The following is a 13340-nucleotide window of genomic DNA, read 5'->3' as shown; positions in this document are numbered from 1 at the left end:
ACGGACGGGGAGGGCGCCTTCGTGTTCCGTCGGGCTGTGGCGCCCCGGCGGAGGGTGGGCTCAGCCGGTGTTGCGCAGGCCGGCGGCGACGCCGTTGACGGTCAGGAGGAGGGCCCGCGCGAGCAGCGGGTCGGGTTCCTGGCCGGCGGCGGCCTCCTCGCGCTGGCGCTTGAGGAGGGCGACCTGGAGGTAGGAGATCGGGTCCAGGTAGGCGTCGCGGATGGAGAAGGTCTGCTGGAGCACCGGGTTGGTGTCGAGGAGCTTTTCTCCGCCGGTGATGCGCAGTACCTCGCGGACGGTGAGTTCGTGCTCGGCCCGGATGGCCTCGAAGACGTGCTTGAGTTCGTCGGGTACGAGGGTGTCGACGTAGTGGCCGGCGATGCGCAGGTCGGTCTTGGCGAGGGTCATCTCGACGTTGGAGAGGAAGTTCCGGAAGAAGTGCCACTGCTCGTGCATCTCGTCGAGCATGGTGTCGAGGCCGGCTTCGCGCAGTGCCTTGAGGCCGGAGCCGACGCCGTACCAGCCGGGCACGATCTGCCGGGACTGGGTCCAGCCGAAGACCCAGGGGATGGCGCGCAGTCCGTCGAGGGAGACGCCGGAGCCGGGGCGGCGGGAGGGCCGTGATCCCAGGTGGAGGTCGGCGAGCTGGTCGACCGGGGTGGAGGCGAGGAAGTAGGTCGGCAGGTCGGGGTCCTCGACGAGGCGCCGGTACGCGGAGTGGGCGGCGTCGGAGACGACGTCCATGGCGGCGTCCCAGCGGGCGAGGGCCTCGTCGGACTGGCGCGGCGCGGTGTGCAGGGCGGATGCCTGCAGGGTGGCGGCGACGGTCAGTTCGAGGTTCTCGCGGGCGAGGGAGGGGACGAGGTACTTGTCGGAGATGACCTCGCCCTGTTCGGTCACCTTGATCTCGCCCTCCAGGGTGCCCCAGGGCTGGGCGAGGATGGCGTCGTGCGAGGGGCCGCCGCCGCGGCCGACGGTGCCGCCGCGGCCGTGGAAGAGGCGCAGGCGGACGCCGTAGCGGTGGGCGACGTCGCGGAGGCGGCGCTGGGCGCGGTGGATCTCCCACTGGGAGGTGGTGATGCCGCCGAACTTGGAGGAGTCGGAGTAGCCGAGCATGACCTCCTGGACGTCGCCGCGCAGGGCTACGAGGCGGCGGTAGGAGGGGTCGGAGAGCATGTCCTCCAGGATGGTGTCCGCGGCCTTGAGCTCGTCGGTGGTCTCCAGGAGCGGCACGATGCCGATCTTGGCCCAGCCGGCGTGCAGGTCGAGCAGTCCGGCCTCGCGGGCAAGGACGGCGGCGGCGAAGACGTCGTCGGCGCCCTGGCACATGGAGATGATGTACGACTCGATGACCTCGGGCCCGAAGATCGTCAGGGCCTTCTTGACGGTCTCGAAGACGCCGAGGGTCTTGTGGCCGGCGGCGTCGAGGGGTGCGGGGGTGGGGGCGAGGGGGCGCCGGGAGCGCAGTTCCTTGGCGAGGAGCTTGGCGCGGTAGTCGCGCGGCATGTCCACGTAGCGCCAGGATTCCTCGCCGAGGCGGTCGAAGAGCTGGCCGAGGGCGTGGTGGTGGGCGTCCGCGTGTTCGCGTACGTCCATGGTGGCGAGCTGGAGGCCGAAGGCGGCGAGGGTGCGGATGGTGCGGTTCATCCGGCCGTCGGCGATCAGGCCGCCGCGGTGTGCGCGCAGCGAGGTCTGGATGAGGATGAGGTCGCGGAGGAGTTCGGCGGTGCCGAGGTAGTCGCGGCCGTCCTCGTGTGTGGTGCCCTTGGCGAGGCGGAGCTTGGTGTTCTCCAGCTTCTGCCGGATGCAGGTGGCCTTGAGCCGGTAGGGCTCTTCGGCGTTGAGGCGCTTGTAGCGGGGGCTGATCTCCGGGAGGCGTTCGAGGTCGGTCTGGAGGGATTCCAGGAGGTCCTCGGTGGCGCCGGTGTAGCGGATGGAGTTCGACAGGAAGCCGCGGAGTTCGTCGATGAGTTCCAGGGCGTCGTTGATGCCGTGTTCGTGCTGGAGGATCAGGACGTCCCAGGTGACGTCGGGGGTGACGTTGGGGTTGCCGTCGCGGTCGCCGCCGATCCAGGTGCCGAAGGTGAGCGGGCGGGTCTCCTCGGGGAGGGTGACGCCGACGCGTTCGAGTTCGGCGGTGAGGTCCTCGAGGACGTCGCCGACGGCGCCGGCGTGGAGTTCGTCGAGGTAGTAGATGGCGTTGCGGGCCTCGTCGGCGGGTTCGGGGCGCACGACGCGGAGCTCGTCGGTCTGCCAGACGAGGTCGATGTTCTCGGCGAGGCGGGTGTCGTAGCGGCGGCGGTCGGCCTCGATGACCGGGGTCTCCAGGAGGGCGGCGATGCGGCGCAGCTTGTTGAGGACGGAGCGGCGGGCCGCTTCGGTGGGGTGGGCGGTGAAGACGGGTCGGACGTTGAGGTTCTTGACCGTCTGGCGCAGGTGCTCGGGGTCGGCGTCCTTGAGGCGGTCCGCGGTGCGGGCGAGGAGGCTGCCGTCGGCGGCGCGCCGGGCGCGCAGTTCGCGGCCTCGGTGGACCTGCTCGGTGACGTTGGCGAGGTGGAAGTAGGTCGAGAAGGCGCGGACCAGCTTGGCGGCGGTCTCCAGTTCGGTGCCGCGCAGCAGGTCGGCGGCGGCCTCGCCGTCCTCGCGGGTCAGGCGGCGGACCTTCTCGACCAGTTCCAGGAGCTCGGGGCCCTCCTGCCGTACGAGGGTCTCACCGAGCAGATCGCCCAGGCGGCGGATGTCGGCGCGCAGCTCGCTGCTGGTCGTCGTGGTCTGGTCGTCGGCACTGCTCACAGGTGCGGCTCCTTGCAGTGTTGAAGCTCGTCTGAAGAGTGGGGAATCTCGTCTGAAGCTCGGCTGGGAGGGAACCCGGGTGTTCGACCGCGCGGCGGGTGCCGCTCGGCGAGGAGGCATCCGGGAAGAAATCAGAACGGACCGCGCTGTCCGACCGACTCCAAGGATAGGTGTCCATCAGGACGCGCAGGCTGTCGGGCTCTTGCCGCCGGGCTACGCGCTGACATACTTACGACGCCGTAGGTTACGGACCCGTAGGGTCTCCCGTCGTTCGACGGGTGAACCATGGGGGCCGCACCCGGACTCTCTTCCCCGCCCTTCCTCTCCTTCGAACCCCACAGGGGACGCCCATGACCACGAGTTCCGATGTGATCGACGACGCCCCGGGGGCGGACGGCGACGGCAACCGGCTTCCGGCCGCGACGCTGGGCGGTGAGAGGAAGGGGTCGCTCGAACAGCTCACTCTTCTTCTGTTCATCGCCGTTCCGTTCGTCGCGCTGCTCGCGGCGGTGCCGCTGGTCTGGGGGTGGGGGGTGAGCTGGCTGGATCTCGGCCTGCTGGTGTTCTTCTACTACCTGGGATGCCACGGCGTCACGATCGGCTACCACCGTTACTTCACGCATGGCTCCTTCAAGGCGAAGCAGCCGCTGCGGATCGCGATCGCGATCGCGGGTTCGATGGCGGTCGAGGGGCCGGTGGTGCGCTGGGTGGCCGACCATCGCAAGCACCACAAGTTCTCGGACGCGGAGGGTGACCCGCATTCGCCGTGGAAGTACGGCGAGACGGTGCCGGCGCTGCTGAAGGGCCTGTGGTGGGCGCACATCGGCTGGATGTTCGACGAGGAGCGGACGCCGCAGGAGAAGTACGCGCCGGATCTGGTGAAGGACCCGGTGATCCGGGCGATCTCGCGGCAGTTCCTGTTCTGGACGCTGTTGTCGCTGGCGTTGCCGGCGCTGATCGGCGGTCTGGTGACGATGTCCTGGTGGGGTGCGTTCACCGGGTTCTTCTGGGGGTCTTTGGTGCGGGTGGCGCTGCTGCACCATGTGACGTGGTCGATCAACTCGATCTGTCACGCGGTGGGCAAGCGGCCGTTCAAGTCGCGTGACCGTTCGGGGAACGTGTGGTGGCTGGCGGTGCTGTCGTGCGGTGAGTCCTGGCACAACCTGCACCATGCGGACCCGACGTCGGCGCGGCACGGTGTGGACCGTGGCCAGATCGACTCGTCGGCGCGGATCATCCGCTGGTGCGAGCAGCTCGGCTGGGCGTACGACGTGCGGTGGCCGTCGCGCTCGCGGCTCGATTCCCGCCGGAGCGGCGAGGGGAACGGCTCCCGGCGCACGACGGAATCCGCTGAAGCGGCATGATTGACGGCGTGGCGACCGACTCCAGCAGCACCTCAGGCAGCAACGAGAAGCCGCGGCGTGCGCGCCGTACCCGGATGACGGGCGCGGAGCGTCGTCAGCAGTTGCTGGAGATCGGCCGCACCTTGTTCGCGGCGAAGGGGTTCGAGGGCACGTCGGTGGAGGAGATCGCGGCGAAGGCCGGGGTGTCCAAGCCGGTGGTGTACGAGCACTTCGGCGGCAAGGAGGGCCTCTACGCGGTGGTGGTGGACCGGGAGATGCGCCGGCTGCTGGACATGGTGACGAGTTCGCTGACGGCGGGGCATCCGCGGGAGTTGTGCGAGCAGGCGGCTTTCGCGCTGCTGGACTACATCGAGGAGTACACGGACGGTTTCCGGATCCTGGTCCGTGACTCCCCGATCCCGCAGTCGACGGGTTCGTTCGCGTCGCTGATCTCGGACATCGCCACTCAGGTGGAGGACATTCTGGGCCGCGAGTTCAAGAGTCGCGGTTTCGATTCGAAGCTGGCTCCGCTGTACGCGCAGGCCCTGGTGGGCATGGTGGCGTTGACGGGTCAGTGGTGGCTGGACGTCCGCAAGCCCCGCAAGGCGGAGGTGGCGGCGCATCTGGTGAATCTGGCCTGGCACGGTCTGGACGGTCTGGAGCCGAAGCCCCGGCTGATCGGGCACCGCAAGGCCTAGGACCGGATCTGTGGGTGTTCTTCCGGGCGGGACCGCTCCCCTGTGGCGGTCCCGCCCGGAAGGGTTTCCGGGCGGGGTTCGAGGAATTCGAGGCGGTTGCCGACGGGGTCCTCGGAGTAGAAGCGCCGGTGGCCGGGCAGTTCGTCGTCCCAGGTGACGGGGGCCCCGGTGGCGGCGATCCGTGCGGCGTAGGCGTCGATGCCGGTGACGCGGAGTCCGGGGTGGGCCTTCTTGGCGGGCCGGAAGCCGGTGTCGACGCCGAGGTGGAGCTGGACGGCTCCGGCCCGGAACCAGCAGCCGCCGCGGGCGGCGAGGGTGGGCGGCTTGGGTGTCTCGGTCATCCCGAGGGCGTGGACGTAGTAGGCGCGCAGCCGGTCCTCGGAGCCGGGCGGGGCGGCCAGCTGGACGTGGTCGACGGCGGTGAGCATCAGCTCTTCTTCCGGGCGACGACGAAGAGGCGGCGGAACGGCAGGACGGTGCCGTAGGACTGCTCGGGGTAGGCGTCGCGCAGCAGGTCGCGGTAGGCGGTGAGGAAGCTGTCGCGGGCCTCGGGGTCGTCGGCGAGGGTGGTTAGGAGGGGCCGCAGTCCGGTGCCCTTGGCCCAGTCGAGGACGGCGTCGGGTCCGTTCAGGAGTTGCATGTAGGTGGTCTGCCAGATGTCGGTGGTGCAGCCGAGGGCTTCGAGGCGGTCCAGGTAGACGAGCGGGTCGTGGACGGAGTCGGTGGCGCGCAGGACGCCCGTGAGGCGGGTCTTCCAGCGGGCGGAGCCGGCGAGGTCGCGCATGAGGACGTGCAGGGGCGCGTCGATGTTGTCGGGCATCTGGACGGCGAGGGTGCCGCCGGGTGCGAGGGCGTCGAGCCAGCCGGGGAGCGCTTCCAGGTGTCCTGGCACCCATTGGAGGGCGGCGTTGGAGGCGATGAGGTCGTAGGTCTCGGTGGGTGTCCAGTCGGTGAGGTCGGCGTGGGTGAAGTCGAGGCGGCCGCCGCCGGGGGTGGGTCCGGCGTGCTCCTGGGCCTCGGCGAGCATCTCGGCGGAGTTGTCGTAGCCGGTGATGTGGGCGGTGGGCCAGCGTTCGGCGAGCTGGACGGTGACGTTGCCGGGGCCGCAGCCGAGGTCGGCGATGCGGGCGGGGTCGGCGGGCAGCTCGGTGACCTGGGCGAGCAGGTCGGCGAAGGGGCGGGCGCGGTGTGCGGCGTGGCGCAGGTACTGGTGGGGGTCCCAGGTGGGGGTGGCTGCCATGGGCGGTCTCCTCGCGGGTCGGCGGAGCGGTCGCGGGCCTCCGGACGGGCTGCCCGGGGCCGGTCGTTCCGCCGGTCCAGCCTCACCCACAAAGTATCTCGACGTCAAGAGACTCCACATCAAGAGACTTCATGTCGACACAACCACTACACTGATCGTCATGGAGGACGAGGTCGATCGGCTGGTCGCTGCGTGGCGCCGGGAGCGCCCGGACCTCGACGTGGAACCGCTGGAGGTACTGAGCCGGGTGAGCAGGCTCGCCCGGCACCTGGACCGCGCCCGCCGGCTGGCGTTCTCCGAGCACAGTCTGGAGCCCTGGGAGTTCGACGTCCTGACGGCGCTGCGGCGCGCGGGATCCCCGTATCAGCTCTCCCCAGGACAGCTCCTCACCCAGACGCTGGTCACGTCGGGCACGATGACGAACCGCATCGACCGCCTGACGAAGAAGGACCTGGTGGAGCGCCTCCCGGACCCGAGCGACCGCCGGGGCGTGCTCGTCCGGCTGACCGAGGAGGGCCGCGACCGCGCCGACCAGGCGCTGGCCGGGCTGCTCGAACAGGAGCGGGCGATCCTCGCGGAGCTGAGCCGCGGGCAGCGCGGTGAACTGGCCGGGCTGCTACGCCAGTTGACCGCCCCGTTCGACAACATCCCCGGTTAGGTCGACGGGTCCGACCCCGGCGCGCCGGGCGAGGGCCACGGCGGCGAGGGTCGAGTGCACGCCGAGCTTCCCGAGCACGTTCTGCATATGGGTGCGGACGGTGTGCGGGGAGAGGAACAGCCGCTCCGCCACGGCCTTGCGGCCGAGCCCCGCCACCATGCAGCGCAGCACCTCGCGCTCACGGGGCGTCAGCGACTCCACGAGCCGTTCGCTCTCGGTGCGGTGCTTGCGCGCGGCGGTCAGCTCCCGCAGCACCCCGGTGAGCAGGGCGGGCGGCAGATGCGTCTCGTCCCGCAGGACACCCCGTATGACGGTGAGCAGCCGCGACAGCGAGCAGTCCTTGGCGACCCAGCCGGAGGCGCCGGCCTGCAGGGCGAGCGCGGCGCGGCGCGGGTCGTCCTTCTCGGCCAGGACGACCATGCGGACGCCCGGCTGCCCGGTGCGCACGCCGGCGACCAGCGAGATGCCGTCCACCAGGCCGTCCTCGTTGCTCTCCTGGACGGGTACCGCCGGGCGCATGCCGGGCAGATTGCCGCCCAGATCGGCGTCGACGAGCAGCACGTCGAAACGGCGCCCCTCGGCCGCGGCGCGTTCCAGGCAGCGCAGCGCGGCGGGCCCGCTGCCTGCCGCGGACACGTCGACATCGGGCTCGGCCGCGAGAGCTGCGGCGAGCGACTCGGCGAAGATGCGGTGATCGTCGACGACCAGTACTCGGATGCGAACCACTGAAACCCCCACTGTCGGGGGACGGTCGGTACGGGTACGGCGCCCGAAGTGTTCCCGAGCCAGCTTGCGACCCGGAAGCGGGGTGCCGCAGCCGCACGGCCGCCGCCGTGCTGGAAGTGCTACCCCCACTTCGGGCGTCGTACCCGACTGTCTCGCCCCCTGATCAGCACCGGCCCCCACCGGTACTGCTCATCAGGGTACGGGCGGGGGCGGGGAGCGGAAGGCAATTTGCAGAACTGGTTGGCCAGCGCGTTTATGGTGAGCCGTATGTTTCGTATCGAGACAGGAGACGACAAAGAGCGTCGGGAACTGCTCCGTCGGCGCCTGCTGGAGACCAACACGGCGGCGTCCCCGGTGCTGCGCGCGCTGCGCGGGACCCCGGGCGAGCGTCAGCGTCCGCTCCAGCTGTGGGCCCTGGACGACGCGGGTGACCTGGCCGGCGGGCTGGTGGGGCACACGTGGACGACCTGGCTCCACGTCACCTACCTGTGGGTCGACGGCCGCCATCGCGGCACCGGTCTCGGCAGCCGGCTCCTCGCCGACGCCGAACGGGCGGCGGCGCGGCGCGGCTGCGTCGCGGCCCGCCTGGAGACCTGGGACTTCCAGGCCCCCGACTTCTACCGCAAACAGGGCTACGAGGTGGTCTCCGTGATCCCCGACTACCCCCCGGGAATCACGGAGTACACGTTGACGAAGCGCTGGAAGGGGTTCGGCCCCTCCGGCGATTGAGGAGCCGGGGGTCCGGGGGCGGAGTCCCCGGGTACGGGACGGGGGTTCAGCCGATCCGCCGGGCCCCCGCCGAGGGAACGGCCGGGAAGATGCGCGGGGCGGTGAAGCCCGCGGACAGGAACGCCTCCGCGATCGCCTTGCTGACGGAGTCCACGTCGGTGGATTCGAGCAGCACGATCGCGGACCCCCCGAAACCGCCCCCGGTCATCCGCGCCCCGAGCGCCCCCGCCGAGTTGGCCGCCGAGACGGCGAGATCCAGTTCGGGGCAGGAGATCCGCAGGTCGTCGCGGAGCGAGTGGTGACCGTCCGTCAGGACGAGCCCGATGGCGCGGACATCACCGGCGTCGAGCAGCGTGATGACCCGCTCCACCCGGTGGTCGTCGGAGACGACGTGCCGGACATAGCGGCGCACCCGCTCGTCGGAGAGCCGCGCGAGTGCCGCGTCGAGCCCGTCGAAGGGAACGTCCCGCAGATGGGAGACGCCCAGCTGACGGGCCCCCTCCTCGCATCCCTCCCGGCGCTCGGCGTACGCCCCGTCGCCCAGCGCGTGCTTGACGCGGGTGTCGACGACGAGGAGTTCGAGCCCCTGGGCGGCGAGGTCGAAGGGGACCTGGCGGATCGACAGGTCCCGGCAGTCGAGGTGCAGGGCGTGGCCCTCGGTGCAGCACGCCGACGCGGTCTGGTCCATGACCCCGCACGGCACGCCGACGAAGTCGTTCTCGGCGCGCTGCGCGACACGGGCCAGTTCGGGGCGGGTCAGGCCGAGGCCGTACAGCTCGTCGAGGGCGACGGCCGTGACGACCTCCAGGGCGGCCGAGGAGGACAGGCCGGCGCCGGTGGGGACCGTGGAGGCGAGGTGGATGTCCGCGCCGCCGACCGGGTGGCCGGCCTCGCGCAGCGCCCACACGACGCCCGCCGGGTACGCGGCCCAGCCGGTGTCCGAGCGGGGCACGAGTTCGTCGACCCGCAGCTCGACGACGGGCCCGTCGATGTCCGCCGAGTCGAGCCGCAGCACCCCGTCGGAGCGGCGGGAGACCGCCGCGACCGCCGTGTGCGGCAGCGCGAGCGGCATCACGAACCCCTCGTTGAAGTCCGTGTACTCGCCGATCAGGTTGACGCGGCCCGGTGCCGCCCAGACGCCCTCGGGCGCGGCACCGTACAGCTCCTCGAAGCCCTCACGTACCCCCACCTGCTCCACCTGCTATCCCTTCGCTACGTTCTGTGCGAACTCCCACGCGTCCGCGACGATGCCCGCGAGATCCGCGCGGGACGGGTTCCAGCCGAGCCGCTCGCGGGCGGTGTCCGCGGAGGCGACGAGCACCGCCGGGTCGCCGCCGCGGCGCGGTGCCACGACCTCGGGGATCGGGTGTCCGGTCACCTGGCGCACGGTCTCGACGACCTCGCGGACGGAGAAGCCGTTGCCGTTGCCGAGGTTGCAGATCAGGTGCTCGCCGGGCGCGGCGGCGGCGACCGCGAGCAGGTGCGCCTCGGCGAGGTCCGCGACGTGGATGTAGTCGCGGATGCAGGTGCCGTCCGGGGTCGGGTAGTCGTCGCCGTAGACGGAGATGGCGTCGCGGCGGCCCTGGGCGACCTGGAGGACGAGCGGGATGAGGTGCGACTCGGGGTCGTGCCGCTCGCCGCTGTCGCCGTAGGCGCCGGCCACGTTGAAGTACCGCAGGGAGACCGCGGCCAGTCCGTGGGCGGCGGCCTCGCCGGTGATCATGTGGTCGACGGCGAGCTTGGAGGCGCCGTAGGGGTTGGTCGGGCGGGTCGGGGCGGACTCGACGATGGGGGTGGTCTCCGGCTCGCCGTAGGTCGCGGCGGTGGAGGAGAAGACGAGTCGGCGCACGCCGGCGTCGCGCATCGCGGCGAGCAGCGCCATGGTGCCGCCGACGTTGTTGTCCCAGTACTTCTCGGGCTTCACCACGGACTCGCCGACCTGGGAGAACGCGGCGAAGTGCAGGACGGCGTCGTACGAGGAGTCCAGCCACTTGGCGGCGTCGCGGATGTCGCCCTCGACGAAGGCGGCGCCGGCGGGGACGCCCTCGCGGAATCCCGTCGAGAGGTTGTCGAGGACGGTGACCTCGTGGCCCGCTTCCAGCAGGTGGCGGGCGACCACGCTGCCCACATAGCCGGCTCCACCGGTGACCAGGTACTTCCCACTCATGAACTCGCTACCTCTCGCAGTCGCTGAGCCGCGGTCTCCGGCGGCACGTCGTTGATGAACACGCTCATGCCGGACTCGGAACCCGCGAGGAACTTCAGCTTGCCGGAAGTGCGGCGAATGGTGAAAAGCTCGAGGTGGAGTGCGAAGTCGTCGCGGTTGACGCCCTCGAACTCGTCGAGCGGGCCGAAGGGGGCCTGGTGCCAGGCCGCGATGTACGGCGTCGGGGACCCGCTCGTCCCGTCCTTCGCACCGTCCAGGCCGTCGAAGATCCGGTCGAAGCGCCTCAAGAGTTCCAGATAGACCTGGGGGAACTCTGTGCGCGCCTCCTCGTCGAGGCCGAGCAGGTCGGGGACGCGGCGGCGGGGGTAGAGGTGGACCTCGTAGGGCCAGTGGGCGGCGTAGGGCACGAAGGCGACCCAGTGGTCACTCGACAGGACGACGCGTGAACCGTCCGCCACTTCCTTCGCGACGACCTCGTCGAACAGGTTCTCGCCGCCGGTCGCCTCCTTGTGGGCCGCGAGCGACCGCAACATCAGGGCGGTACGCGGCGTGGTGAAGGGGTAGCCGTAGATCTGCCCGTGAGGGTGACCGAGTGTCACGCCGATCTCGGCGCCCCGGTTCTCGAAGCAGAAGACCTGTTCCACGGAGGGCAGATGCGACAGCTCGGCCGTGCGGTCCGTCCACGCCTCCAGCACGAGTGCCGCCTGCCGCTCCGTCAGATCGGCGAAGGACGCGTCGTGGTCGGAGGTGAAGCAGACGACCTCGCAGCGGCCCGCGTCGCCGGCCAGCGAGGGGAAACGGTTCTCGAAGACCACGACGTCGTACGAGGAGTCGGGGATCTCACTCAGCCGGTCGCCCGAGGACGGGCACAGCGGGCACTCGTCGGCCGGCGGGTGATAGGTGCGGCCCTGGCGGTGCGAGGCGATCGCGACGGCGTCCCCGAGCAGCGGGTCGCGGCGCACCTCGGAGGTGGTGACGGTCGGGTCGAGCGGACGCCGGTCCACCGCGTCGCGGACCTGGTCGTCCCGTGCGTCGTAGTAGATGAGCTCACGACCGTCGGCCAGCCGGGTCGAGGTCTTCTTCACTGTCGGACTCCCCATCCACACCCGCTCAAACCTTCAAACATAACCGAACATAACAAACCACAAGGCACCAGCGCCGTCAACATCACAATCAAACAAAGGACACCATCGGAAGTGTTCATTTATTAGAAGCGGCGGCGTAGGTTCCGGTCCGATACGTTCACGCGACGAAGCGAGTTCTGATGCAGTCCCCCACATATCTCCCACCATCGGGCAGCGTGCTGGCCGCCGAGCTGCGGCTCCCCACGAACGCACTCGACTACACGATCCTCGGCATCTACTTCGTGGTCGTCCTCGGCATCGGCTTCGCGGCCCGTAGCTCCGTCAAGACGAGCCTCGACTTCTTCCTCTCCGGGCGCTCGCTCCCGGCCTGGATCACCGGCCTCGCGTTCATCTCGGCGAACCTCGGGGCCACCGAGATCCTCGGCATGGCGGCCAACAGCGCCCAGTACGGCGTCTACACCGTGCACTGGTACTGGATCGGCGCCATCCCGGCGATGGTCTTCCTGGGCCTGGTGATGATGCCGTTCTACTACGGCTCCAAGGTCCGCTCGGTGCCGGAGTTCCTCTTCCTGCGCTTCGACAAGTACGCGCACCTGCTGAGTTCGATCCTGTTCGCCTTCGCCGCGATCCTCATCGCCGGCGTCAACCTGTACTCGCTCGCGATCGTCGTCGAGGCGCTCCTCGGCTGGCCGCAGTGGGTGGCGATCGTCGTCGCCGGCTTCTTCGTGCTCGCCTACATCACCCTCGGCGGGCTGTCCTCCGCGATCTACAACGAGGTCCTCCAGTTCTTCGTGATCCTGGCGGCGCTGATCCCGATCGCCGCGCTCGGCCTGAAGCGGGTCGGCGGCTGGGACGGTCTGACGGACTCCCTCGACGCGTCGCACGGCCACAACTTCACGACGGCCTGGGGCGGCACCGGCATCGGCAGCGCCAACCCGCTCGGCGCCAACTGGCTGACCATCGTGCTCGGTCTCGGCTTCGTGCTGTCCTTCGGCTACTGGACGACGAACTTCGCGGAGGTGCAGCGCGCGCTGTCCGCGAAGAACCTCTCCGCCGCGCAGCGCACCCCGCTCATCGCGGCCTACCCGAAGATCTTCATCGTGTTCCTGGTGATGATCCCGGGCCTGGTCGCGGCCGTCCTGGTCCCGAAGATCGGGATGAAGGGGAATCTGCAGTACAACGACGCGATCCCGTACCTGATGCAGGAGTTGCTGCCGAACGGTGTCCTCGGCATCGCCGTGACCGGTCTGCTGGCCGCGTTCATGGCGGGCATGGCGGCCAACGTCTCGTCCTTCAACACCGTGTTCACGACCGATATCTGGGCGCGGTACGTGGTCAAGGACCGCGAGGACGCGTACTACGTGCGCTTCGGCCGCGGGATCACCGTGATCGGTGTCCTGGCGTCGATGGGCACGGCCTTCCTGGCGTCGTCGTTCTCCAACATCATGAGCTACCTCCAGACGCTCTTCTCCTTCTTCAACGTGCCGATGTTCGTGGTCTTCATCGTCGGCATGTTCTGGAAGCGCGCGTCGGTGAAGTCGGGCTTCTGGGGTCTGCTGGCCGGTACGACGGCCGCGATGGTGAACTACTTCGTCTTCTACAAGCAGGGCATCATCGGCTTCCCCTCCGACCAGGGCGCCAACTTCGTCTCCGCGATCGCCGGCTTCGTCGCCGGTGCCGTGGTCATGGTCGCGGTGTCGCTGTTCACCGCCCCGAAGCCGGCCGAGGAGCTGGAGGGGCTGGTCTACGGCACCCGCTCGCCCGGCATGGCCGAGCCGCCGGCCGCCGGTGACGACGCCTGGTACCGCAGGCCGGCGCTGCTCGGCTGGGGTGCCGTGATCCTGGCGGCCGCCTGCTACATCCCGTTCTCGCTCTGACGAGTTCCGACTTCCGACGAGGGA

At 70.1% G+C, this 13340-nt stretch carries 12 protein-coding genes; 5 read left to right on the top strand and 7 right to left on the bottom strand.

Going from position 1 to position 13340, the window contains the following annotated elements; genetic code table 11:
* Positions 1–60: 60 nt before the first annotated feature.
* Positions 61–2793 carry a phosphoenolpyruvate carboxylase gene (gene ppc, locus OG406_RS23595; RefSeq protein ID WP_164373991.1) on the bottom strand — a complete coding sequence of 911 codons (2733 nt, stop codon included), beginning with the start codon at positions 2791–2793 and terminating at the stop codon, positions 61–63.
* Between the two features lie 350 nt (positions 2794–3143).
* Between ppc and OG406_RS23590 the strand changes: the two genes are divergently transcribed.
* Together OG406_RS23590 and OG406_RS23585 are read left to right on the top strand one after the other, a co-directional pair.
* On the top strand, positions 3144–4157 hold the full coding sequence (locus OG406_RS23590; RefSeq protein ID WP_081217731.1) for an acyl-CoA desaturase: 1014 nt from the start codon (positions 3144–3146) through the stop codon (positions 4155–4157).
* Positions 4154–4834: a TetR/AcrR family transcriptional regulator gene (locus OG406_RS23585; RefSeq protein WP_164373993.1), complete on the top strand. Its 681-nt coding sequence runs from the start codon at positions 4154–4156 to the stop codon at positions 4832–4834. The genes OG406_RS23590 and OG406_RS23585 overlap by 4 nt, the downstream gene beginning before the upstream one ends.
* Here the strand turns inward: OG406_RS23585 and OG406_RS23580 are convergent.
* Both OG406_RS23580 and OG406_RS23575 read right to left on the bottom strand, forming a co-directional pair.
* Positions 4831–5262 carry a VOC family protein gene (locus tag OG406_RS23580; protein WP_329187615.1) on the bottom strand — a complete coding sequence of 144 codons (432 nt, stop codon included), beginning with the start codon at positions 5260–5262 and terminating at the stop codon, positions 4831–4833. The genes OG406_RS23585 and OG406_RS23580 overlap by 4 nt on opposite strands.
* Complete coding sequence (locus OG406_RS23575) at positions 5262–6074, bottom strand: trans-aconitate 2-methyltransferase (RefSeq protein WP_164373995.1); 813 nt, start codon at positions 6072–6074, stop codon at positions 5262–5264. The genes OG406_RS23580 and OG406_RS23575 overlap by 1 nt, the downstream gene beginning before the upstream one ends.
* A 160-nt stretch (positions 6075–6234) precedes the next feature.
* Here OG406_RS23575 and OG406_RS23570 point away from each other — a divergent pair, with 160 nt between their 5' ends.
* Positions 6235–6732: a MarR family winged helix-turn-helix transcriptional regulator gene (locus tag OG406_RS23570; RefSeq protein WP_164373996.1), complete on the top strand. Its 498-nt coding sequence runs from the start codon at positions 6235–6237 to the stop codon at positions 6730–6732.
* On the opposite strand, the gene OG406_RS23565 is transcribed toward OG406_RS23570, so the two are convergent.
* Entirely contained in the window at positions 6691–7458 is a 768-nt protein-coding gene (locus tag OG406_RS23565) for a LuxR C-terminal-related transcriptional regulator (protein ID WP_081217736.1), read from the bottom strand. The genes OG406_RS23570 and OG406_RS23565 overlap by 42 nt on opposite strands.
* Positions 7459–7713: 255 nt before the next feature.
* On the opposite strand from OG406_RS23565, the gene OG406_RS23560 reads away from it, so the two are divergent.
* Positions 7714–8187, top strand: coding sequence for a GNAT family N-acetyltransferase (locus tag OG406_RS23560; protein WP_267051040.1), 474 nt, complete (start codon positions 7714–7716; stop codon positions 8185–8187).
* Positions 8188–8233: 46 nt separating this feature from the next.
* On the opposite strand, the gene galK is transcribed toward OG406_RS23560, so the two are convergent.
* From galK to galT, 3 genes are read right to left on the bottom strand one after another with little or no spacing between them, the layout of a single operon-like run.
* Entirely contained in the window at positions 8234–9376 is a 1143-nt protein-coding gene (gene galK / locus OG406_RS23555) for a galactokinase (RefSeq protein WP_329187611.1), read from the bottom strand.
* Positions 9377–9388: 12 nt separating this feature from the next.
* Positions 9389–10354: a UDP-glucose 4-epimerase GalE gene (gene galE / locus OG406_RS23550; protein WP_267051042.1), complete on the bottom strand. Its 966-nt coding sequence runs from the start codon at positions 10352–10354 to the stop codon at positions 9389–9391.
* The gene (gene galT / locus OG406_RS23545; RefSeq protein WP_329187609.1) at positions 10351–11439 is read right to left on the bottom strand and encodes a galactose-1-phosphate uridylyltransferase; all 1089 of its coding nucleotides are present in this window, start codon (positions 11437–11439) and stop codon (positions 10351–10353) included. The genes galE and galT overlap by 4 nt, the downstream gene beginning before the upstream one ends.
* Positions 11440–11618: 179 nt before the next feature.
* Here galT and OG406_RS23540 point away from each other — a divergent pair, with 179 nt between their 5' ends.
* Positions 11619–13316, top strand: a complete 1698-nt coding sequence (locus OG406_RS23540; protein WP_266848002.1) for a sodium:solute symporter family protein — start codon at positions 11619–11621, stop codon at positions 13314–13316.
* Positions 13317–13340 lie beyond the last annotated feature (24 nt).

The organism is Streptomyces sp. NBC_01428, from assembly GCF_036231965.1.
In the GTDB taxonomy this organism is placed as follows: domain Bacteria; phylum Actinomycetota; class Actinomycetes; order Streptomycetales; family Streptomycetaceae; genus Streptomyces.
The sequence above is the reverse complement of the archived record's forward strand: the minus strand, read 5'-3'. Positions and strand labels throughout refer to the sequence as shown.

Excerpts from the sequence above, each read along its gene's own strand:
- OG406_RS23590 (WP_081217731.1), top strand. The coding sequence starts at position 3,144 with ATGACCACGAGTTCCGATGTGATCGACGACGCCCCGGGGGCGGACGGC.
- OG406_RS23585 (WP_164373993.1), top strand. The coding sequence starts at position 4,154 with ATGATTGACGGCGTGGCGACCGACTCCAGCAGCACCTCAGGCAGCAAC.
- OG406_RS23580 (WP_329187615.1), bottom strand. The coding sequence starts at position 5,262 with ATGCTCACCGCCGTCGACCACGTCCAGCTGGCCGCCCCGCCCGGCTCC.
- OG406_RS23575 (WP_164373995.1), bottom strand. The coding sequence starts at position 6,074 with ATGGCAGCCACCCCCACCTGGGACCCCCACCAGTACCTGCGCCACGCC.
- OG406_RS23570 (WP_164373996.1), top strand. The coding sequence starts at position 6,235 with ATGGAGGACGAGGTCGATCGGCTGGTCGCTGCGTGGCGCCGGGAGCGC.
- OG406_RS23560 (WP_267051040.1), top strand. The coding sequence starts at position 7,714 with ATGGTGAGCCGTATGTTTCGTATCGAGACAGGAGACGACAAAGAGCGT.
- galE (WP_267051042.1), bottom strand. The coding sequence starts at position 10,354 with ATGAGTGGGAAGTACCTGGTCACCGGTGGAGCCGGCTATGTGGGCAGC.
- OG406_RS23540 (WP_266848002.1), top strand. The coding sequence starts at position 11,619 with ATGCAGTCCCCCACATATCTCCCACCATCGGGCAGCGTGCTGGCCGCC.